This window comes from Butyricimonas sp. BSD2780061689_150309_C8, assembly GCF_015560935.1.
Taxonomy (GTDB): Bacteria; Bacteroidota; Bacteroidia; order Bacteroidales; family Marinifilaceae; genus Butyricimonas; species Butyricimonas paravirosa.
Map to the genome: position 1 here is coordinate 71,055 of NZ_JADMSV010000011.1, position 21,999 is coordinate 93,053.

General features: G+C 44.6%; 16 protein-coding genes. 13 read left to right on the forward strand and 3 right to left on the reverse strand.

The window, feature by feature from the left end:
- Positions 1-21 precede the first annotated feature (21 nt).
- From I2I33_RS10370 to I2I33_RS10425, 12 genes are all read left to right on the forward strand, one after another.
- Complete coding sequence (locus I2I33_RS10370) at positions 22-396, forward strand: four helix bundle protein (RefSeq protein ID WP_087422572.1); 375 nt, start codon at positions 22-24, stop codon at positions 394-396.
- Positions 397-435: 39 nt separating this feature from the next.
- Positions 436-1,026 (forward strand): V-type ATP synthase subunit D, encoded by a 591-nt coding sequence (locus tag I2I33_RS10375; RefSeq protein ID WP_027201693.1) that lies wholly within the window; start codon positions 436-438, stop codon positions 1,024-1,026.
- A 15-nt stretch (positions 1,027-1,041) separates the two neighbouring features.
- Positions 1,042-2,877: a V-type ATP synthase subunit I gene (locus tag I2I33_RS10380; protein WP_162613874.1), complete on the forward strand. Its 1,836-nt coding sequence runs from the start codon at positions 1,042-1,044 to the stop codon at positions 2,875-2,877.
- Between the two features lie 41 nt (positions 2,878-2,918).
- On the forward strand, positions 2,919-3,374 hold the full coding sequence (locus I2I33_RS10385; RefSeq protein ID WP_027201691.1) for an ATPase: 456 nt from the start codon (positions 2,919-2,921) through the stop codon (positions 3,372-3,374).
- 152 nt (positions 3,375-3,526) lie between these two features.
- Complete coding sequence (locus I2I33_RS10390) at positions 3,527-4,444, forward strand: L,D-transpeptidase (RefSeq protein ID WP_087422574.1); 918 nt, start codon at positions 3,527-3,529, stop codon at positions 4,442-4,444.
- Positions 4,445-4,459: 15 nt separating this feature from the next.
- A complete protein-coding gene (locus I2I33_RS10395; protein WP_087422575.1) occupies positions 4,460-5,155 on the forward strand; it encodes a murein L,D-transpeptidase catalytic domain family protein in 696 nt (231 codons plus the stop codon).
- Between the two features lie 24 nt (positions 5,156-5,179).
- Positions 5,180-5,782, forward strand: coding sequence for a rhomboid family intramembrane serine protease (locus I2I33_RS10400; protein WP_087422576.1), 603 nt, complete (start codon positions 5,180-5,182; stop codon positions 5,780-5,782).
- A gap of 90 nt (positions 5,783-5,872) precedes the next feature.
- The gene (locus tag I2I33_RS10405) at positions 5,873-6,454 is read left to right on the forward strand and encodes a sigma-70 family RNA polymerase sigma factor (protein ID WP_087422577.1); all 582 of its coding nucleotides are present in this window, start codon (positions 5,873-5,875) and stop codon (positions 6,452-6,454) included.
- 45 nt (positions 6,455-6,499) lie between these two features.
- Complete coding sequence (locus I2I33_RS10410; protein ID WP_087422578.1) at positions 6,500-7,660, forward strand: FecR domain-containing protein; 1,161 nt, start codon at positions 6,500-6,502, stop codon at positions 7,658-7,660.
- Positions 7,661-7,766: 106 nt separating this feature from the next.
- A complete protein-coding gene (locus tag I2I33_RS10415; RefSeq protein WP_087422579.1) occupies positions 7,767-11,339 on the forward strand; it encodes a SusC/RagA family TonB-linked outer membrane protein in 3,573 nt (1,190 codons plus the stop codon).
- 19 nt (positions 11,340-11,358) lie between these two features.
- A complete protein-coding gene (locus I2I33_RS10420; protein ID WP_162613875.1) occupies positions 11,359-12,834 on the forward strand; it encodes a RagB/SusD family nutrient uptake outer membrane protein in 1,476 nt (491 codons plus the stop codon).
- Between the two features lie 29 nt (positions 12,835-12,863).
- Positions 12,864-14,048 (forward strand): TlpA disulfide reductase family protein, encoded by a 1,185-nt coding sequence (locus tag I2I33_RS10425; protein WP_195666801.1) that lies wholly within the window; start codon positions 12,864-12,866, stop codon positions 14,046-14,048.
- Positions 14,049-14,350: 302 nt separating this feature from the next.
- Here I2I33_RS10425 and I2I33_RS10430 read toward each other — a convergent pair whose 3' ends face one another.
- Positions 14,351-18,367 carry a DEAD/DEAH box helicase gene (locus tag I2I33_RS10430; protein WP_087422582.1) on the reverse strand — a complete coding sequence of 1,339 codons (4,017 nt, stop codon included), beginning with the start codon at positions 18,365-18,367 and terminating at the stop codon, positions 14,351-14,353.
- A gap of 657 nt (positions 18,368-19,024) precedes the next feature.
- Between I2I33_RS10430 and I2I33_RS10435 the strand changes: the two genes are divergently transcribed.
- Positions 19,025-19,918, forward strand: coding sequence for a lysophospholipid acyltransferase family protein (locus I2I33_RS10435; protein WP_087422583.1), 894 nt, complete (start codon positions 19,025-19,027; stop codon positions 19,916-19,918).
- Between the two features lie 50 nt (positions 19,919-19,968).
- Here I2I33_RS10435 and I2I33_RS10440 read toward each other — a convergent pair whose 3' ends face one another.
- A complete protein-coding gene (locus tag I2I33_RS10440; RefSeq protein WP_087422584.1) occupies positions 19,969-20,967 on the reverse strand; it encodes a GGGtGRT protein in 999 nt (332 codons plus the stop codon).
- 109 nt (positions 20,968-21,076) lie between these two features.
- Entirely contained in the window at positions 21,077-21,769 is a 693-nt protein-coding gene (locus I2I33_RS10445) for an iron-sulfur cluster assembly scaffold protein (protein ID WP_027201981.1), read from the reverse strand.
- Positions 21,770-21,999 lie beyond the last annotated feature (230 nt).

Here is a 21,999-nt window from a genome sequence, read left to right on the forward strand (position 1 = left end):
TTTTAAATTTTAAATTGAGAGATGAATAGTACTGAATTTCAAGATAAAACGAAGAGATTAGGATTACACGTGATTCGTTTTGTGGAGGTACTTCCACAGAATTATACCTCACGGGTAATTATTAACCAGATTCTTCGGTGTGCTTTGTCTGTCGGTGCTAATTATCGGGCGGTTTGTAGGGCTAAATCAGATAAAGATTTTATCAATAAAATGAAGATCGTGGAGGAGGAATGTGATGAAACGATTTATTGGTTGGAAATTATTGAGGAGTCGGGGTTGGCTAAAATGGAGATTGTTACTCCTTTGAAAAGGGAGGCGAAAGAAATTCTAGCGATGATTGTAGCTTCTATAAATACCATGAGTAAAAATTTGAAATCAAAGAAATCTGAAATTTAAAATCTAAAATTTAAAATTTAAAATTAAAACATTGGTAAGGTGATAAAGTTTCAATATAATAAGACATCGCTTCAAGGGCTGGATAAGCAGTTGAAGATGCGAGTGAGGGCATTGCCTACCATCAAAAATAAGGAGTCGGCTTTGCGTTCGGAGGTGAAGAAGGCGAAACAGGTGGCGGATGAGTTTAATGTGAAGTTGGAAGAAACGCTGAATTCATTGAACGATATGCTGCAACTTTATGACGAGTATAAGGAAGACATACTTGTCGTGAAGGATGTCAGGATGTCGGTGAAAAAGATTGCCGGGGTAAAGACGCCTGTTCTCGACGGGGTGGATTACGAGGTGAAGGATTTCAGCTTGTTTAATCAACCCGGGTGGCTACTCGATGGTGTGGAATACATCAAAGAGGTAGTAAGTATCGCTTTGGAGAGGGAATTTTTCACCCGGAAAATGGAGCTGTTGGATAGGGCGAGAAAGAAAACGACACAGAAGGTGAATTTGTACGAAAAAGTGCAGATTCCGGGATTCCAGGAGGCGATTCGCAAGATCAAGCGGTTCTTGGAGGACGAGGAAAACCTTTCTAAGTCGTCACAGAAGATCGTGAAAACCCGTAAATTGATGGAGGAATAGCCTATGATAGTACCTATGATGAAATTGTCCCTATTGATATTTTACAAGGAATATCAAACATTTCTTGGAGAACTCCGGGAAAAGGGAATGGTTCATATTCATGAGAATACGGAACGTACGGCAGAAGATACGGATCTACAGGCGAAATTGATGTTGATCAGACGAACCGGGGAAATGATCACGCACATGCAGAGTCGGAATGACGTGGAGCAGGTGGAAAAAGTGAAGGTGGACGACGAGCATTTGCTGGATTATCTGGAAGGTTTGTATAGTCGGCAGGATCAGATCGAGCAACAATTGGCAGGTTTGGAGAAGGACCATGCGGCTTATCGTCCTTGGGGAAGATTTTCCCGGGAGATGATCCAAAAACTGGAGACTGCCGGTTGGGAATTTCATTTCTTTTCCGTGCCGGAACAGAAGTATCAGCCGGAATGGGAAGAGATGTATGACGCTGTTATAATCAGCGAGATGATGGGACAAAAATATTTTGTTACCGTTACTCCTGCCGGGACAAGCGTGAACTTGGAGGCTGATCCTTATCTTTTCCCTCAAGCTACGGCAGAAGAGCTGGCAAAGCAAATTACGGCTTTGCGAGAGGAATCCGTGAACATCGGGAAAGAGTTGGATGCTGTTTCTCAGGATGCGATTGAACGGCTGAAAAAGTATCGTTTGAAGATTACGGAGGTGGCAGACAAGATTAAAGTGGAGGATGCCGCTCAACATCTGATCGACGAGAAAGTCATTGCTTTGGAAGGATGGATTCCGGTGGAGAGAGAGGCTGAAATGAGAAGTTTTTTGGAAACAAAAGATGTGTACTTCGAATTCACCCGGCCTACTCCGGAGGATGATGTTCCCGTGCAGTTGAAAAACAATGCTTATTCCAAGTTGTTTGAACCGGTAACGGAGATGTTTGCCCTGCCGCAATATCGAGAGTTGGATTTGACGCCTTTCTTGGCCCCGTTTTTCATGCTGTTCTTCGGAATGTGTATGGGTGATGGTGGCTACGGGTTGATCATCTGGCTGGCTTGTTTCATTATTGGCCGGAAAGCCTCGCCTTCGGTGAAGGGTTACCTTGTGCTGGGGCAATATTTGGGAATCATGACGGTTATTGTCGGCTTACTGACGGGTTCATTCTTTGGTATCGCTTTGGATTCCGTGGAATGGCCTTGGCTGGCTGGCGTGAAGTCACTCTTCCTAACGGAGGCGAACTACGGGAAGTATCTGGGAGGATATAACCCGATGATGATTATCGCGGTTGCCGTGGGTATTATCCAGATTCTTTACGGAATGTGCTTGAATGCCGCAAGGTTAACGAAGCAGTTCGGATTTAAATACGCGGTATCGACGTTAGGCTGGGTCGTTGCCATTATCCTGTTGGGCGTGTTGATCGGGTTACCGATGCTAAAAGTCGTGATTCCGGAAGGTTTGAAATACGTGCTTTACGCTCTGTTAGGGCTTTCTGCGTTGACGATTTATTTCTACAATTCTCCGGGAAAAGGGATTTTCTCTAATTTCGGGTCCGGATTGTGGGGAACGTACAATATGGCTACGGGATTGCTGGGAGACACGCTTTCATATATCCGGTTGTTCGCGATCGGGTTAACGGGAAGTATCTTGGGAGGTGTGTTTAACACGCTGGCTTTCCAGCTTACGGATGGACTACCGTTTATCGTGAAATTCATTGCCGTGTTCTTGATCCTGCTTGTTGGTCACTCGATTAACTTCGGGTTGTGTATGATTAGTTCGTTTGTACACCCGATGCGTTTGACCTTCGTGGAATTCTACAAGAATGCCGGATTTGAAGGTGGGGGTAAACAATATGCCCCGTTCAGAAAAAAAGTAAATGATTAAAAATAAAGATTATAAAAATAACAATTAAATAGATTAGAATTATGGAACCAATTTTATTAGCTTATCTAGGTGTTGCATTGATGGTAGCATTATCAGGAATCGGTAGTGCGTATGGAGTTACTATTTGCGGTAATGCCGCGGTAGGTGCTTTGAAGAAAAACCCGACCGCATCGGGTCAGTATATTGGTTTGTCTGCGCTGCCTTCCTCTCAGGGATTGTATGGTTTCGTGGGATATTTCCTGTTAAGTAGTTTCTTGACGAACGTGGATATGGGTTGGGGGCCTGCTTCAGCTATCTTCGGTGCCGGATTGGGACTTGGTTTAGTGGCTTTCTTCTCTGCTATCCGTCAAGCTCAGGTATGTGCTAACGGTATCGTGGCAATCGGTAGTGGTTACAACGTGTTCGGAACCACGATGGTATTGGCCGTGTTCCCGGAGTTGTACGCCATCTTGGGATTGTTGGTATTGATCCTGATTACCGGGTTGATTCCTGCATAAGTTGCTTTCAACATTTCAATTATAAAAACGTGACAGCGCCCGGCAAATTCTTGCCGGGCGCTGTTATTTTTGTTCGGGAACCATGAATTTTGAATACCAGATGTAAACCATTTTTCTTTGCCAGCGTATCTTTTTTAAAAAGGTAATGAAAAATGATGATATTAAGACACTATATTACAATTCTCTTTTTGATGGGGTGGGGCTGGAATAGTTTTGCCGTGAAAATCGAGAAAAAATTGCTATATGACAAACATACGTTACAGGATACCTATAAATACGGGAAACTGGAGAGGCGTTTTCAATGGGATAAAATTTCGGTGTTCTTGGATTCGCTGGAGGCTTTTCAGGAAAGGAATGACGGGTACGGGATGTTGCGGAATTACAAGAATGCGAACGGGGTGCCACCTCTCACGAGAAAGTACGTGACCAATAAATACAAACAGATTCAAGATACTTTCGGGGTGAATCGTTACCAGGGAATTCCTCTCTACCGCTTGGATGATGTCCGTGTACCGGAGCGTTACGGACGGGATGGGGCTTATGTTTCCGTGATCAGTGATAGTGCCGATTACTTTCAGGTTATCCCGGCAACATTTGGCGGAATATGGCATGTTCCTAAAAAATACATGAAACTGATAGGGCCTCTTTCGATTAAAAAAGTTATATTTGTTGACCGAACGAATCAGAATATTGCAACTTTGGAGCAAGAAGGAGCGACTTGGTTGGTGAGAAGTATGAATCCGATAACGACGGGGGCTAACCGACCGCCTTACCAGCAACCGACACCGCCGGGAATTTATTTTATACAGCGGAAATTGTCGGAGATGCTTTTCTTGAAGGATGGGTCAGACGAGGAAGGAGGTTTCGCTCCTTATGCCAGTCGGTTTACCGGGGGAGCCTATTTACATGGGGTCCCGGTCAATTATCCCGATAACAAGTTGATTGAATATAGCTGGACGCTCGGAACGACACCCCGGTCTCATATGTGCGTGAGGAATGCGACATCACATGCCAAGTTCATGTACGATTGGGCGGAGGTGGAAAAGACGTTGGTAATTGTGTTTGATTGATGAAAAAATAACTTTATGCGTGCGTTATCGCTTATCTTGATTATCGGGGGAATTTGTTGGGGATCGCTATCGGGGATAGCGGCAGAGAGGTCGTCTGTACCGAATAGCCGAGCGCTTTATCACGAGATGGCGTTAGCCGGAACGATTGATTACGCGGTGTTCGAGCGGGCTATTGCGGGGTACAACCGGATGGGTGGTCACGACAAGGACATCCTTACGGTGATTGATTTCACGAAACCTTCCACGGAAAAACGCTTGTTCGTGATTGATCTGAAACTGAAAAAGGTCCTGTTTATTTCTTACGTGGCTCACGGTCGGAATAGCGGGGAGAAATACGCCACGTCATTTTCCAACCGGGAAGGCTCTTTCAAGAGCTCGTTGGGTTTTTACAAAACGGAAAACACGTATTACGGGAAGAATGGGTATTCTTTGGTGTTGGACGGTTTGGAACGGGGAATTAATGACAAGGCGAAAGAGCGGGCGATCGTGATACACGGGGCGACTTATGCAGACCCGTCAACCATTCGGTCATGTGGTCGATTGGGGCGTAGCTTGGGATGTCCGGCATTGCCGTTAGCCGTGAGCAAAAAAATTATAGATACGATTAAAGGTGGGACCCTTCTGTATATTCATGGAGATGACAAAACTTACGCGAGTCGGAGTACGTTCATCAAACAAGATGAGATACGGAAGGACCGGGCGGATATTTAATAACATTATTTTTTAGAGTAGATTATGATGACTTATGTTATACTTATTGTCACGGTTGTCGTGTCAATTGCTTGTTTTAATAATTATTCCCTGTTCAATAAATTGTCGTGTAACCCCTACCGGATGGTACATTCCAGAGAGTGGTACCGGATTATTTCTCATGGTTTTGTCCATGCCGACTGGACGCACTTGATTGTGAATATGTTTACCTTTCTCTCTTTCGGGTTATACGTGGAGAACCAGTTTGTCGCGTGGGGATTCGGTAGTTCCAGTTTCTTGATCCTGTATTTCGGGGGAATGGTGGCAGCCTCGGTATATGATGTGTGGAAATACCGGAACAATCAATACTATTCTTCCATTGGGGCATCCGGTGCAGTTTCGTCTGTTTTGTTCACGGCGATATTTTTGCATCCTTGGGATAAGATCTACTTCTTCGCGATCGTTCCGATTCCCGGTATTGTGTTTGGTTTCATCTACTTGCTTTATTGCCAGTACATGGCAAAACGGGATGGTGATAACATCAATCATAACGCCCACTTCTATGGAGCGGTGTTCGGCTTGATTTTTCCCGTGTTACTGGAACCGAGATTATTACAGATGTTCATTCAGCAACTTTTGCGGCATTAATTCGTTGTATACGGAAACAAGAACTTCATATTATCTTTTGTTCCGGAAATTAAATCTCCTATATTTGTATAGTTCAAGTGTGGAAAAGTTATGCGTCCGATAGATCAAGAGATTTGCTCGTTATTAAAAGTGCGGAAGATTGGCGGAATGGAACTTCTGTTTCGTGAATACTACAAGCCGTTGGTGGTTTGGGCCACGACTTTTTTACATGATACCCAGCGAGCCGAAGATATTGTGCAGGACTTTTTCGTGAAACTTTGGGAAAAACCTTATTCCGCATTACTTCCGGAAACGTTGAAATCTTACTTGTTCACCTCTATTCGTAATCTGGCATTAAACCAGTTAGATAAAATTGATCCTCTGCGCCGGGCTTGTGATGTGGCTTACTACGATAGTCCTTGGAATGAGTATGATAACTTTGAGGATGAAGTTTTTCGACGTGTAGAGGAAGAACTGGAAAAATTGACTCCCCGGGCGCAGGACGTGATCCGTAAGATATATTTGGAAGGGATGAAATATAAGGATGTGGCAGATAAGTTGGGAATATCTGTTGCCACGGTAAATAGTATTTTGGTAAGGGCATTAAAAAAACTCCGTCAACAGGCTGATAATAAGGATGAGTTGGCAATCTATTTATTTTTTCTTGAAAAAAGTTTGATTTCAGAGCAATGATTTTTGTTGTTGAGCTGTATTATAGTTGTAAAATGGATTATAACTATGATAGAGCAAAACGAAATAGATGAAAAATTACTGGCGTATCTTCTTGATGAGTTGGATGATGTCGGGCGGGAGGAAGTTAAGGCATGGCTCGAAGAGAGTGAACGTAACAAGGAATATTTCCGGGAATTTCAACGGGTACATCTGGAATTTCAATGGGGCGTATATGCCCGGGAGGTAAAATCGGATTTCAATGTCTTGCGGAAAAAATTGAGAAGGCGCTCCTCTCTTCAAGTTTGGTATGGCGTGGCCGCAGCCGTGGTGATATTACTGAGTGTGGGTGGAATGCTATTATGGAATTCGGGAGAGATAGAGGAAAAACCGGTACAGGTGGCAAAAAAGGTAACCATTCAACCGGGAAAATCACAGGCCATATTAGTGTTGTCTTCGGGAGAGGAAGTGGCGATGGGTAATGTTTCCCGGCAATTGGAAGAAAAGGATGGAACTTCTGTTGTGGTGAGTGAGACGGGTCGAATCTCCTACCAGTCAGCCGAGGGTAAAGGAGGAATAACCAAGGATACGGCAAGAGTAATGAACCGTTTGGTTATTCCGAGAGGAGGAGAATTTAATCTAACCTTGTCCGATGGAACCCGTGTGTGGCTGAATGCCGAGACCGAGTTACGTTATCCGGTACAATTCAATGGAAAAGAGCGGGTCGTTTATTTGAAAGGAGAAGCTTATTTTGAAGTTTCCAAGAATAAGGAAAAGCCTTTCTTGGTACAGGTTGATGATATGTCTGTCAAAGTGTACGGAACGGAATTTAACGTGAACACCTACAACAAGATCGAAACCGTTTTGGTGACAGGAAGTGTGGGTATGAATCAAGGAGGAAAAGAGGTGTTGTTGAAACCTAACCAGAAAGGCGTGTTTGATCAAGTGTCGGGTAAAATCACGGTGGAGGATGTGGATGTATTGGCTTATGTGTCGTGGAAAAACGGGGATTTCATTTTCCGGAATGAATCTCTGAACTCGATCATGGATAAATTGAGTCGGTGGTACGGGTTGGAAGTACTTTACCAAGATGCCGGGTTACAGGACGTACGATTGTCCGGAAACTTGAAACGTTACAAGGACGTACGGGAATTGTTTGTTTCTTTTGAAAAAATATCAGATGCACGTTTTAAAGTACAAGGAAATAAAGTAATAGTAAGTAGTAAATAAAAAAAGTGAAGATGTTTCCCCCATCTCCACCTTTTGAAAGATCAATGAATAGGTCCATTGGCAAGCGGATACCTATTCAGAATGTATAATCTTTAATAACAAAGTTATGAAATCTAATTGGAAAAGCGCTGTTTTCAGCGTGAAAAAATCAAAGACTTTTAAAATTATGAGACTGTTGATGATTTTTTGTTTCTTTTTCGTTTCCGGGGCCATGGCGAATGGTTACTCGCAGGAGCAAGTTGTTTCCCTCAATTTGCATCAATGTGACGTGAACACGTTGTGTCAGGAAATATGGAAACAGACTGGGTTACGCTTCATTTATAATGAAGAACACGTGAAAAATCTGACAGCTTTTGACGTGAAGGCGGACAAGAAAACGGTGCGGGAAGTGTTGGATCAGGTTTTTGACAACACCTCGTTGCGTTATTTCTTCGAACAGGATGTGATTTATATCCTCGCGAAGAGCGGTCAGGTGAAAAAGCCGGAAACAAAACAGGCTTCCGGAACGGTAAAGGATAAAAAAGGAGAGCCACTTCCGGGTGTAACGGTGTTGATTAAAGGAACTCACAACGGGGTGGTAACCGACATCGACGGAAATTTTATGATTAAGATTCCAAGTGACACGGTCACTTTTGTCTTCTCTTTCGTGGGTATGAAAAAACAAGAGGTGAAATACGCTCCCGGTAAAAAACTGAACATCGTGATGGAAGAAGACGTGGAGCAGATGGAGGAAGTGGTCGTGACTGGATATCAAACCCTATCAAAAGAGAGAAATGCCGGTTCTTTCGGTATTGTTTCCGGTAGCGAGATTAAAGAGCGTGTTGGATTGACCGGTAGCGTGTTGGAAAGTATGGAGGGATTGACTTCCGGTTTGAATATCAACTATGCCGACGGACAGGATAAATACTTGATCCGGGGATTAACTTCCATTTCATCCAACCGGAGCCCGTTGTTCGTGGTTGACGGGGTGGCCATGAGTTCCGAAAATTTCGAGAACATGGTAAATAGCAATGACATTGAAAACATCACGTTTTTGAAAGATGCAACGGCAGCATCTATCTGGGGAGCCCGGGCGGCTAACGGTGTTGTCGTGATCACGACGAAAAAAGGTAAAGATACCGATCGGAAGATTAAGATCAGTTATGACGGCTCCTTTACTTATAAAGGAATGCCTGATTTTGGTTATATGCAGTATATGTCAAGCGGCACGTTAATCAAAAGTGCGACAGAAATATTTGATCCGGAATTTTATACTTGGAATGCGGTAACGACAACCAACAATGGTATTAGCGGATTCCTCCCGATCGTGTATCCTCACGAACTCCCGATGTACAAGGCTGTCAATAAGGAGTATACCGAAGCCGAAAGGGATGAGGAACTTGCGAGACTGGCCTCTTTGAATAATCGTTCGCAAATTGAAGATTTGTTCATGCAACCGGCTTTTTTCACCAATCATAGCCTTTCCTTCATGGGGGGAAGCGGGGTACATCGTTATTACGGATCCTTGGGTTTCGGTAATGATCAGACCAACGATAAAGTGCGGACAAATAAATACATGCTAAACTTGAAGCAGGATTTTAATTTCACCGATTGGTTGAAAATTGATTTGACGGTCAATTTGGCCATGACGGACAAAAAAAACAAATCGATGTATTCGGTGAATAATAGCATATTACCTTATATGATGTTCAAGGACGAGAATGGAAATGCTCTTTCTCATTCCGTGTTGAATTTTTACGAGCCAGATCGCTTGAATTACGAGAATTTAAGTGGAGTTAGTCTGGATTATATTCCTTTGGAAGATAATCGGGATGGATTCAATAAATCGACACTTCTGAATGCCCGGGTGAATGCCGGAATTGAAATCAAATTGTGGAAGGGCTTGAGTTATAGCGGTCGTTTCCAATACCAACGCAGCGAAGGTAAAGCCGAACAATTTAATGACCAAGAATCCTTCTCCGTGCGTCGGGAATTAGTGGAATTTGCTCAAGCTGCCACGACAGAGAACGGGGTACCCACGTTCTATTTGCCGGAAACCGGAGGTCATTATACGAATACCTCGACGTATAACACGGACTGGACTGTACGTAACCAGTTAATGTATGATCGGAACTTTGAAGAGAGCGCCTCTCACGTGACCGGTCTTGCCGGAATGGAGGTTCGAGGAACCTTGACCAATAGTCATGGCACCTTCTCTAGGGGATATGACCCGCAGACAATGACGTATAATTCTTATGACGAGGGCGAGTTAATAAAGAATGGGATCAAGAATCCGATTTTAAAACAAGGAACGTCTGCCGTGAACAAATTGACAAAGAAACATTTCACGGACAGCGAGACGGAATATCGTTTTGTTTCTTTCTACGCTAACGGGGCGTATACCTATAATTCCAAGTACACGCTGAATGCCAGTATCCGTGTGGACCAGTCAAATCTATTCGGGAGTGATCCGAGCGTTCAATACAAACCGGTATGGTCCGTTGGTGGTGCATGGACCCTGGGACAAGAAAACTTCATGCAGCGCATCAGTTGGTTGGATCGCTTGGTTCTTCGCTTTAGTTACGGTTTAGGCGGTAACTCTCCGGATCCGGGTTTGGGCGGACCGTATGATGTATTGATTGTGACGCAGGATGCAGCCTATCCGGGTAAAGGATATAACGTCGTGACTCCTGCCAATGATAAATTGACTTGGGAAAAAACCCGGACCGTCAATGCTGGGGTGGATTTCTCGGTGTTACAAGGACGTTTGAACGGAAGCTTGGATGCTTATTTCAAAAAAACGACCGATTTGTTGGGTAACGTGCCATTGAATCCTGTTACGGGTTGGGTGAACGCCTTAGCAAACTTGGGAACGATGACGAATAAGGGATTTGAATTCTCGTTGAATAGTCAGAATATGAGTGGAGTGTTTAACTGGTCAACGAATTTTACCTTGACTTACAATAAAAACAAGATTGAAGAGTTATCTGTTGCAAATGCCTTATCTCCTTCCAGCATTATCTATGAAAACTATGTAGAGGGATATGCCGCCGGTAGTTTATTTGCTTATCGCTGGGCAGGTTTGGATAATATGGGAGACCCGCAAGTGTACGATGAGAACGGGGAGAAGGTGAAACTGACACAGGACCTTACCGATTTGAAATGTATGCGCTACATGGGAACCATGCAGGCTCCCTGGTATGGAGGTTTGACAAACACGTTTAGCTACAAGGGGATAGAATTGTCATGTATGTTTGTTTATAACTTGGGACATAAAATGCGGAATGATGTCAATCAATTTTATGCCGGACGTATCACCTCGAACTTGCACAAGGATTTCGACAAACGGTGGCGTCAACCCGGGGATGAAAATATTACAGATATTCCTTCTTACGAGGCGAACACGAAGACTTCAACTACTCGTCGGGATATAAGTCTCTATCGTTTCTCGGATCAACAGGTGCTGGATGCGTCGTACATAAAATTGCGTAATCTATCCTTGGCCTATGCTTTACCTAGTGGAATCTGTGATCGTCTGTCGGCAGAAAATATCAAAATACGTTTTCAAGTATCCAATTTATTCTACTGGGCGGCCAACCATCAAGGTATAGACCCGGAGGCAATGAATCTACGAAATGGCGTGCGGGCAACCCAGTTCGGACCCTCTTGGTCGATTGGATTAACAGTTAATTTTAAGTAATAATATAATGCGAAAAGATATGAAAACGAGATACAATATATTTTTTCTGATATGGGGGCTTTTGCTTTGCGGGTGCGATGATTTCCTCGATGTGAAGCCTAAAGGGAAGGATATTCCGGAAAAGATTGCTCATTATGACGGGTTGTTCAACAACACGATCCTGTCAAACCTGATCTTTTCAAAAGTAAATGAAAACGGTTCTATTACCGCACAGCAGTCCGAGATATATTTTATTTACATGACGGACGAATTGATCACGGATGAGGCTTCATACACTAATATGGGACGTTCGGCCCGGGCGGCATACACGTATGATCCGGATATATTCTTGGAAGAAGATTACAGTGCCGAGTGGAGTGCAGCCTATCAGCAGATTTATTTATACAATGTTATCGCCAACGGTGTGATGGATGCCGAGGACGGAACAACCCAAAAGAAAAAGGAGCTTTTGGCCGAGGCCAGGGTGGGACGTGCATTCATGCATTTTTATCTGACCCAATTCTTCTGTAAACCTTATCAAGAAGCGACGGCAGCAACTGATCCCGGTGTGCCTGTCGTGACAAAGGCTAATTCAGGGGAGACCTCTTTCTCCCGGGGAACGGTAAAAGACGTGTATGATTTTGTTACCAAAGAACTGGAAGAAGCTTGTCCCGATTTACCGTTACAGACTCAACATCGTCAGCGGGTGTATCGTGCCGCCGGTTATTTCATGTTAGGTAAAGTGTATATGGCAATGGGTGAATACGGTAAAGCTTTGGAGGCATTGGAAATTGCCTACGAGGGAACTCAAAATTCATCCATTATCTTGGAATTGTTTGATTATAACCAAGAGATTTATAATTGGGGTTACACGGGAGCTTCCAATAAATGGGGAATGTCGTGTACTTATCCGATCAACTTGAGTGAAGATAATAATGAATTGATATACAACAAACAGGTAAGCATCCTGCCGATTACCTTATTCCTGTATCCCCCGCAAGTGTACGTGAAACCGGAATACATGGCTTTGTACTCGAAGAATGACCATCGGGCGAAGTTTTTCAGTGACAAGGATTATACCGGGGTAACTCAATGGCCTTATTCGAAGAGAGTATGTCGCTATATGTTTACCGTTTGTGGCGATCTCCCGGATTTGTACTTGATGCTGGCAGAATGTAAGGCTCGTACGGGGGACGAAACAGGAGCGAGAGCGGATTTACTGACACTGAGAGAAAAGAGGATGCCGGCAGCAGAGGCCGCTATCCCGGCAAGCGTGAATAGTAAAGAAAAATTGATTCGTTTCGTGTTGGAGGAAAGAACACGTGAATTCATGATGAGTGGAATGCGCTGGTTCGACATCCGCCGCTTGTGGAATGATCCGCTTTTCCAAGATGATAAGAAAAATTATACCCATAAAGTGGGTGAACAAACCTACACGTTGACCGAAGATCGGTTGACTTACCGGATCCCGCCTAAGGTGATGAGCTTTAACAGCGGATGGGTGGATAATAATTGATAGTTAGTCGTGACATGAACTGAAATATGATGAAAAGAATAGTATTGATCGGATTCATTTGCTTGTTTTGTGGAATACAGCAAATGATGGGGCAGACGGATAGTTACACGGTGAAAGGGAAATTATCCGGGATGAGTGAAGATATAAAAATTATCGTTTTGGACAGGCAGGGTGGAAATTCCAAGTTTGATACCTTGAAAGTGGAGAACGGTGAGTTCGTGTACTCCGGGAAAGCGGATCAACGGCAACAACTGACGTTTATGCGTTTATCCCAAAAAGAGCAGGAAGCAAGTCGGGCGAAATGGAAAGGGAAAAGGGGAATGATTTTGTCCGGGAAATTTGATTTGACCTTTTTTGTCAGTCCCGGGGCCCAAATTGAGATTCAAGGTGACCAGAAAGATTTTCCTTTCGTGGAGGTGGTAAGCGAGGATGAATTTAACCAAGGGATGATGGAATTACAACGTCTGAATCTGAAAGAGCTGAAAGAGATAAATGTTTTACACGATGCGTTGAATGATGCCGTGTTGGCCGATGATTCGGTGGCCAAGATGGATGTTTTCGAGCAACAAAATGCTTTGCGGGCACGAATTTCTCAACGTACAACGGAGTGGATTACTTCTCACCCGAATCGGGAATACGCTATGTGGTTATACTTGAATTCCGGTTTGACTAGTAAGACTGCGGGGGAATTGAAACAACAATATGATCGGTTTTCAAACGAGGTGCAACAATCTGAAGCCGGAAAGAAACTTGCGGAATTGATTCGGGTTAGAACGGCTTTGGCTCCCGGAGCTCCGGCTCCTGATTTCACGTTGAAGAATATTTACACGGGCGAAGATATTCATTTGGCAGATTACAGGGGAAAATACGTGTTATTGGATTTCTGGGCCTCTTGGTGTGTACCTTGCCGGAAAAGTCATCCCCATCTGATTCAAATTAATCAAAAATACAAGGGTGAAAATTTTGTTCTTCTGGGAATTGCTTCGGACCGTAAGGATGAGGTCATTAAAAAAGCTGCCCAAGAAGATAAAATAGACTGGCCACAAATGAATATTTACGAAAAACGGGACCAGCAAAAACAACTCAACGAGATGTATGATATTTCAGCAATTCCGACTAAAATTTTGATTGATCCGGAGGGAAAGATCGTGGTGAAATATGTTGGAGACTCGGCTGGGCTTGATCGAGAATTAGAAAAGATATTCAAAAAATAGTAGAGGGATAAAATAGGGAATAAGGGGTGTCCCCCAAAGTCATTTTTCAAACTCCCTCCCCCCTTCGGGGTATTGAGCCTGCAAGCCGTCTCGAATCGGCTCTCGCTCGACAGACAACGAGTAAACTCTCTGTCTGTTCTCGCTTACTCGCCGATTTCCCTCTATAAACAGAGGGAGAGCTGAAATCCTCCCTGTTTTCGGGAAGAGTCACCAGCTCCTCCTCTGTTTATAGAGGAGGTGGCACGAAGTGACGGAGGAGTTTTTTCAATAAAATGACTTTGGGGGACAGCTCTATTTTATGGTCATGACCTACTCCTGCCTAACAGCTCCAGAATCTCTTCCCGTGTCAGCTTGTGTGAAAGATCCGTACCTTCGAGTAAGGAATCGGCGAGATCTTTTTTCGTGTGATGCAGGCGGATGATTTTCTCTTCGATAGTACCCTTGGCAATCAGGCGGTAGATCGTTACCGGGCGGGTCTGGCCGATCCGGTAGGTCCGGTCTGAGGCTTGATCCTCGACGGCGGGGTTCCACCACGGGTCCATGTGGATCACGAAGTCGGCTGCCGTGAGATTCAGTCCCAATCCCCCCGCTTTGAGGCTGATGAGAAACAGTAGGGATGTTCCCTCTTGGAATTGAGCCACGAGTTGCTCCCGCTGACGGATAGGCGTACTACCATCCAAGTATAAATAGGAAATACCCGCTTGGTCAAGCGCTTGGCGGATAAGTGCCAAGTGGGAGGTGAACTGGCTGAACACGAGTGCCCGGTGATTGTTTGCCTTGAGTTCGTTGACGATGTTTAAAAAGGTTTCCACCTTGGAGGCCTGCGTGGTGAAGGCTTTGTTGACTAAGTTTATGTTACAGGCGGCTAACCGTAGGCGAGTGATTTCCGCGATAATCTTTAGTTGGTCCCCGTTTGTTGCGTCAGCCAGTGTCATTTCCGCCTCTCGGCGTAACAACTCGTACTGGGCCATTTCCGCTTCGCTGAGTTCCACGTCCCGGATGATCTCCGTTTTCGGGGGTAATTCGTCCAGAACGGCATTCTTCGTGCGTCGTAATAGGAAGGGGGACAACAAACGTTTCAGTTGATTCTGGCGGGATTTATCTTTTAGTTGAGTGATGGGCTGCACGTAGCGTTCTGTGAAATGTTCGAGACTGCCGAGTAGTCCCGGGTTGATAAATTGAAACAGGTTCCATAGCTCCCCGAGATGGTTCTGAATGGGAGTTCCGGTAAGAATCAAACGGAAATCAGCTTGTAACTTCATGGCCGCCTTTGACATTTTGGTTGTTCGGTTCTTGATCGCGTGGGCTTCATCCAAGACGATCATTTGCCACGGTCTCCCTGTCAACCCCTTTTCTTCCGAGACAAGCATTCCGTATGTAGCCAGCAACACGTCGCCCGGTTGCATGGCGGTAATGGTTTGTTGCCTTTCGGTGGCCGAGTTTAGCCGGAAGACATTCAACGTGGGGGCAAATCGTCGTAATTCATGTTCCCAGTTGGGTAACACGGAGGCGGGACAGATGACGAGTGAAGGGCCTTTACGGGCAACGTGTAGCAACATGGTGATGGCTTGAACCGTTTTCCCCAGTCCCATATCGTCCGCGAGGCATCCTCCGGCTCCCCAGGCTTCGAGGCGGGCCATCCATTCGAACCCGTCTTTCTGGTATTCCCGCAGGTCGGCCTTCAGCGTAACGGGAATTTCTGGTTTTAAGCGGGAGGCCTTCTCGATCTTTTTCTGTAAATCCTTGAACCGTTTATCCGTGGTTAATTGAATTCCTTCTTCTTCCCAGTTGTCAAAAACAGGAGAGGCGAATTGTTGTATCCGGAAACGGTTGTTTTCCTCGACAGACATGGATTCCAGTTCTTCCAAACGTCTCTTCAGGGTTTGCGTGAGCGAGAGATACTCCTTGTCCCCGATGGGAATGAAACGTCCCTTGCTATGGCGACAGGCTTGCAGCAACTCGCTGATCGTCATGATTGTCTCTTCCCCGACACGCAGTTCACCCTCAAGGTCAAACCATTGGTTGCGCCCGGTGAGCGAGAGATGTAAATTATCCCCCGTGATGTAATGCTTTATCCGGTAGCGAACGCCTTCCGGCCATTCGATGGAAGCTATCTCGTTGCGGTGTTTTAGCGTTTCCAGTAGGTTCAGACAACTTTCCGGTGAGTGGAACACGTAAGCGTCCCCGTCGTAGTCATCCGATAATCTTTCCACGTCCGCTAAAACGGCATCCTTGAATCTCTTTTCTTCATCAAGGTCCCGGGTGGCGAGGCTTTTTTCCTCGTTCACGATCCCCGTGACACTTTTAGCCCCTTTCCCCGGCTTACAATATGGAGGAACTTCCCCGAAAGGTTTACAGAAAAGTTCAGCCCGCAGGGAATCGCCAATCGGGAGGAGTTGCACGACGATACGGCTGTCTCCCTTGATTGTCGGGAGTTGTTCTTGATCACCGATCAGATCGGAATGTACGACAATATTTCCGTTCAGATGCTTGATTAATTCCAAAAGACGTTCTTTAGCCTCCGGCGGGAAAGTTTTCACGCGTTGGAGCGTGCTGATGATCGTGTATTGTTCCGTTGTCATGTGAATTACTTTCGCCCGTGTCTGGGTTTCCCACGTGATCAGTATGGTCGAGTCGGGGGCTCCCGCGTTGCTCGTGATCGTGAACCCGTCGGCTTGCTGGCGAATGACGAGTTCTGGCTTTTCTTCCACGATCTCCACGGGGATACGAGGGTTGGAAGCGAGGAACACCAGCGGGTAACCCGTGAGGCAGGCGATGGCTTCCATGTCATTTAAATAGTAGTTGGGGCCATTGTAAGAGTAGCTTTGTTTCACGAGTCGGGCGATTTTTTCATCCACTTCGCTCATGTCTTGGAGACTCCTATCACTATATCGTTTTAAAGCGATATTCCTTCCCGCGCTCCATGTGATTCCATCTTTGGATTGTTGTAACGTCGGTTGTACGTGGTGATATTTGGGATCGATAAGATAGACGATTCGCGAAGTGCTTTTCGTGCCGACCGTTTTTTCCCTTTTCGTGGGAAGCAATAACTCCAGCGTTTTTTCCCATTCCGGAATGACTTTGATCCTGCTGATTAAAGGGGTGATGCCCAACTTTTTTTCTAATTCTACCCGAGTTCCCTGCAATTCGGGATAGGGTGCGGAAGTTTCCAGTAAGAGCAGGTCCCACCCGTTCTTCTGCAATTCTGGGACAAATAAATGTTTGTTTGTGCCAAAGGACGAGAGTGCTAGATCGTGATGCTGGAGAATCGTATGTACTAACAACCGGACGAGAGATGTTGAGAACATGATGTCTCGTAACCGAATCGTGTCGTGCAGTTCCTCTGCCGGAGTGTTTTTATGTATCATGAATAATAATGCGGCCGAGAAAGCTTCTTCCTCCTGCATGGATTTTTTCTTACTCAACACGGTTATACGTTTGTTGCTTTGCTCCGATTTATCCAGCATGAGTGCTATGGCGTACCCGTAGTTGTAGAAAGGCCACTGTGGTATATCCGTCTTCGCGAGTTTCATGCCGGCCTCGAAGTGTTTGATCGCTAGCGGGTAGTCTTCTTTATACAGATGGTACATCCCTTGTAAATAATATCCCTCGGCATTTACCGCGTTTTCTCCCGGGATACGACTTAAGTCACCGGGTAACAGGGCGTTGATTCTGGCAAATGTTTTTTCCAGTTTTTCTAGATATGGCGGGTTGAGCCCGATGTATGAAATCGTGCGTTGATACGTGTGTTCGAAATTTGGAGGAAGCTCTAACGTTTCATCCATCATGTCGACTTCTGTTTCGAAGGTTTCCAGGAACTTTGTTATCGGGAAAAAATGTTCAATTCCGCTAAATTCCGGCATGTCCAATGCCGCATCCAGCAAGAATTTGGCGTGAATATTTTGGTTCGCGACGGAAAGATAGCTGAAGGGCGTTTGGGTATAATAGTATTTTAATAACGTGTCTCGGACCCGCTTACCAAGGTAATTCGCCCCGTTCCAAAAATTGGTATCGCAAATTTCCTTTTTAAAATCTCGCTTCTGCTTGTCTAGCTGAAGCAAGAGGTGAAGGGAAAGGTGAGGTTCCAGCACGTAGTAGGAGTCTAGTATATTTTTGCTAGGCCAGATAATCTCGGGATAATCTTTTAACGAGAGGATGATTGCTCGGCGTTTTGATTTGGATTTTTCGAAAGGTAATTCAAGCCGTTCCAGTGTACTTTTGGAAATAGGACAACAGGAATAGGCTAGTAATTCCACGATATATTTGATCTCGGGTGGTAAAGCTTGGTATTTTTGTTCAAGGATTTCGCGTGATTCCATGATTATAAGAGGTTTATTATGTACAAAATTAACTATTAATAGGCTCTTATGCAATGGTTCCGTGGAAAAATGCGAAGAGATCGAAAACAGGTACTGACGAGTACAATAGTTATTTCGTGATAAATAGGTGATGACTACTAGATGAAATACGTAAGATATATTCTTCTTAAATTATAAAAATACTTTATGAACCTTATTATATATAAGGTTCATATAAGGTTTCTATAAGGTATCTATAAGGTTCATGACGGTATTCATCAGGTAGTGATCAACTTGTAATAAAGGATTTAGGTATTAATTGGGATTAAAAAGGGGATGTCCTAGAAGTCTATTTTTTGATATATTGGGGGCGCAGTTTAGAAAGGCGGTGATGGTTTGCCGGAAGAAAACAGTGGGATGGAATATTTCTTTGTTTATTATCGGGTGGTATGACCCACATTTACTGTTCCTTGACTTGAACGAGTAACAAGGGAATCGATCTTGATATTGTTTTTTGATGTAGAGCTTAAAGCATGAACGGGGGCTTTAGAATGCAATTTGTGTAGAAAAAGTATAAATGTTGGATCATTTTCGTCGAATGGCTGATAATTGTATTATCTTTGATTGACTTGGCGTAGGAATCAAGTCTAAAATGCGTGTGAAATTTATACTTTTTAGATGAAATTATTTGTAAATGTATGTTCGTATTTGGGATATGGAATGTTGTGGGTGGCTAGTTTTTTACCTCTGCCCGTGATGTATTTGGTGACGGATGTGTTGTTCGTTATTTTGTTTTATGGTGTTCGGTATCGTCGGAAGATTGTCGATATGAATTTACGGAATTCTTTTCCGGAGAAGAGCGAAGAGGAACGGAGGCAGATTGCCCGGAAGTACTACCGCCATTTGTGTGATACTTTTGCCGAGTTTTATAAATTGTGGCATATCTCGGAGAAAGAGCTAAAAAAACGTTGTGTCATGGTGAATATGGATGTACCACACCGCTATTTTGAACAAGGACGTAGCGTGATCGCTTTTTCCGGCCACTATGGGAACTGGGAGATGATGTATTCATACAAGTTGTGGGAGAAGGATATAGAGTTGATCCCGATTTATAAACCGATACATAATAAGGTCTTTGACCGGATGACTTGTAAGATTAGAGGCCGTTTCGGGGCGACGCCTTTAGCTAAAGCGGATACGCTACGGGTTATGTTGAAGAATCAGCAAGAGGGGAAGATTACGATGACCGGGTTTATCGGAGACCAGACTCCTAATAAACATTCTCTTAATTTCTGGACTCGTTTCTTGAATCAAGATACGGCCGTGCTGGAGGGTACGGAAAAGATCGCCCGAAAGTTGAATCAGCCGGTGGTTTTCGTGAATATGCGTAAAGTGAAACGAGGTTATTATCATGCCGAGTTTTACGACCTGTGTTCTGATCCGAAAAGTCTGGAACCGGGGGAATTGACGCGAATGCATATTCAAATGCTGGAACGTTTTATTCGGGAGGAACCTGCTTATTGGTTGTGGTCACACCGACGGTGGAAACATAAGAGGGTGGTTGTAGCATAAAAAAATCCAGGACTGAAATCCTGGATTTTTTATGAAGTGATGTCTCAACACTATTTCATTGCTTCCTCGATAGAAACAGCAACAGCAACGGTAGCACCAACCATCGGGTTGTTACCCATTCCAAGGAATCCCATCATCTCCACGTGTGCGGGAACAGAAGAAGAGCCTGCAAACTGTGCGTCTCCATGCATACGACCAAGCGTGTCGGTGAACCCGTAACTAGCAGGACCAGCTGCCATGTTGTCCGGGTGAAGGGTTCGTCCGGTACCACCACCGGAGGCAACAGAGAAGTATTTTCTTCCGGTTTCCATACACTCTTTTTTGTAGGTTCCGGCAACCGGATGTTGGAAACGAGTCGGGTTGGTTGAGTTTCCGGTGATGGAAACGTCCACACCCTCGTGACGCATGATAGCTACGCCTTCCCGAACATCGTCAGCCCCGTAGCATCTTACTTGGGCACGTTCGCCTTTAGAATATGCTTTTTCTTTCACGATTTTCAGTTCTCCGGTGTAGTAGTCGAATTCGGTTTGCACGTAAGTGAAGCCGTTGATGCGGGAGATGATCATGGCAGCGTCTTTACCCAAACCGTTTAAGATTACTTTCAACGGTTGTTGACGTACTTTGTTTGCTGATTTTGCGATACCGATTGCACCTTCTGCCGCGGCGAACGATTCATGTCCGGCAAGGAATGCAAAGCATTTGGTTTCTTCACGAAGCAACATGGCTGCCAGGTTTCCGTGGCCTAAACCCACTTTACGATCGGCGGCAACAGATCCCGGGATACAGAATGACTGCAAACCTTCTCCGATAGCTTCGGCGGCTTCAGCCGCTTTTTTGCATCCTTTTTTAATAGCGATAGCTGCACCGACTACATAAGCCCAAGCTGCATTCTCGAACGCTATGGGTTGAATATCTTTACACATTTTGTACGGGTCGATCCCCTTGGCATCACAGATGGCTTTTGCCTCTTCAATGTCTTTTATTCCGTAATTATTTAGAACCGTGTTAATTTGATTAATCCGACGGTCGTAACTTTCAAATAAAGCCATAATTAATTTTAGATTTAATGATTACAAAGTCGCGGGCGACTTTTGTGATTTCAGATTTTTTGATTAGGTGATTATCACTTAATCATAAATCGTAAATCACTAAATTGTTTTATTCTTGACGCGGATCGATGTATTTTACTGCATCCGCGAAACGACCGTATGATCCTGTAGCTTTTTCGACAGCTTCTTTGGGATCAATACCTTTTTTCAACATATCGGTGAATTTACCCAAGTGGATGAATTCGTAACCGATGACTTCTCCGTCTTCATCAAGACCCATGCGGGTTACATAACCTTCGGCCATTTCGAGGTAACGGGTACCTTTGGCTTTGGTTCCGAACATGGTTCCTACTTGACTTCTCATGCCTTTACCCAAGTCTTCGAGGCTGGCCCCGATGGGAAGTCCGCCTTCCGAGAAAGCGCTTTGGCTACGGCCGTAAACGATTTGCAGGAAGAGTTCGCGCATAGCTGTGTTGATGGCATCACAAACGAGGTCCGTGTTCAAGGCTTCCAGTAAAGTTTTGCCCGGTAAAATCTCGGAGGCCATAGCTGCGGAGTGGGTCATTCCGGAGCAACCGATCGTCTCGATCAATGCTTCTTCGATAATCCCGTCCTTGATGTTCAAGGTCAATTTACAAGCTCCCTGTTGTGGGGCACACCAGCCGATACCGTGAGTCAATCCTGAAATGTCCTTGATCTCTTTGGAACGAACCCATTTCCCTTCTTCCGGGATGGGTGCCGGACCGTGATTCGGTCCTTTTTTCACAACACACATGTGTTGTACTTCATGTGAGTAAATCATTGTTTTTGTTTTTTTGTTGATATATTGTTAAATACCTTGTCTTTGTTTTAAAGTCGGGCAAAATTAACACATTTGTTTTGGATAAAAAACATCTTATAAAACATAAAATCGTGCATACGTTTGCATGATAAGATATTGTAATATAGTGTATTACTGGTGGAGTTCCAATGGAAAGGAAATAATGATTGTTGTGTTTGGCTTTTTGTTTCTTTATGCCTAGTTTTGAGGAA

What these genes read in the sequence shown, in the direction of transcription:
- I2I33_RS10370 (WP_087422572.1), top strand. Translation starts at nt 22, where the DNA reads ATGAATAGTACTGAATTTCAAGATAAAACGAAGAGATTAGGATTACAC.
- I2I33_RS10380 (WP_162613874.1), top strand. Translation starts at nt 1,042, where the DNA reads ATGATGAAATTGTCCCTATTGATATTTTACAAGGAATATCAAACATTT.
- I2I33_RS10385 (WP_027201691.1), top strand. Translation starts at nt 2,919, where the DNA reads ATGGAACCAATTTTATTAGCTTATCTAGGTGTTGCATTGATGGTAGCA.
- I2I33_RS10390 (WP_087422574.1), top strand. Translation starts at nt 3,527, where the DNA reads ATGATGATATTAAGACACTATATTACAATTCTCTTTTTGATGGGGTGG.
- I2I33_RS10395 (WP_087422575.1), top strand. Translation starts at nt 4,460, where the DNA reads ATGCGTGCGTTATCGCTTATCTTGATTATCGGGGGAATTTGTTGGGGA.
- I2I33_RS10400 (WP_087422576.1), top strand. Translation starts at nt 5,180, where the DNA reads ATGATGACTTATGTTATACTTATTGTCACGGTTGTCGTGTCAATTGCT.
- I2I33_RS10405 (WP_087422577.1), top strand. Translation starts at nt 5,873, where the DNA reads ATGCGTCCGATAGATCAAGAGATTTGCTCGTTATTAAAAGTGCGGAAG.
- I2I33_RS10410 (WP_087422578.1), top strand. Translation starts at nt 6,500, where the DNA reads ATGATAGAGCAAAACGAAATAGATGAAAAATTACTGGCGTATCTTCTT.
- I2I33_RS10415 (WP_087422579.1), top strand. Translation starts at nt 7,767, where the DNA reads ATGAAATCTAATTGGAAAAGCGCTGTTTTCAGCGTGAAAAAATCAAAG.
- I2I33_RS10420 (WP_162613875.1), top strand. Translation starts at nt 11,359, where the DNA reads ATGAAAACGAGATACAATATATTTTTTCTGATATGGGGGCTTTTGCTT.
- I2I33_RS10425 (WP_195666801.1), top strand. Translation starts at nt 12,864, where the DNA reads ATGAAAAGAATAGTATTGATCGGATTCATTTGCTTGTTTTGTGGAATA.
- I2I33_RS10430 (WP_087422582.1), bottom strand. Translation starts at nt 18,367, where the DNA reads ATGGAATCACGCGAAATCCTTGAACAAAAATACCAAGCTTTACCACCC.
- I2I33_RS10435 (WP_087422583.1), top strand. Translation starts at nt 19,025, where the DNA reads ATGAAATTATTTGTAAATGTATGTTCGTATTTGGGATATGGAATGTTG.
- I2I33_RS10440 (WP_087422584.1), bottom strand. Translation starts at nt 20,967, where the DNA reads ATGGCTTTATTTGAAAGTTACGACCGTCGGATTAATCAAATTAACACG.
- I2I33_RS10445 (WP_027201981.1), bottom strand. Translation starts at nt 21,769, where the DNA reads ATGATTTACTCACATGAAGTACAACACATGTGTGTTGTGAAAAAAGGA.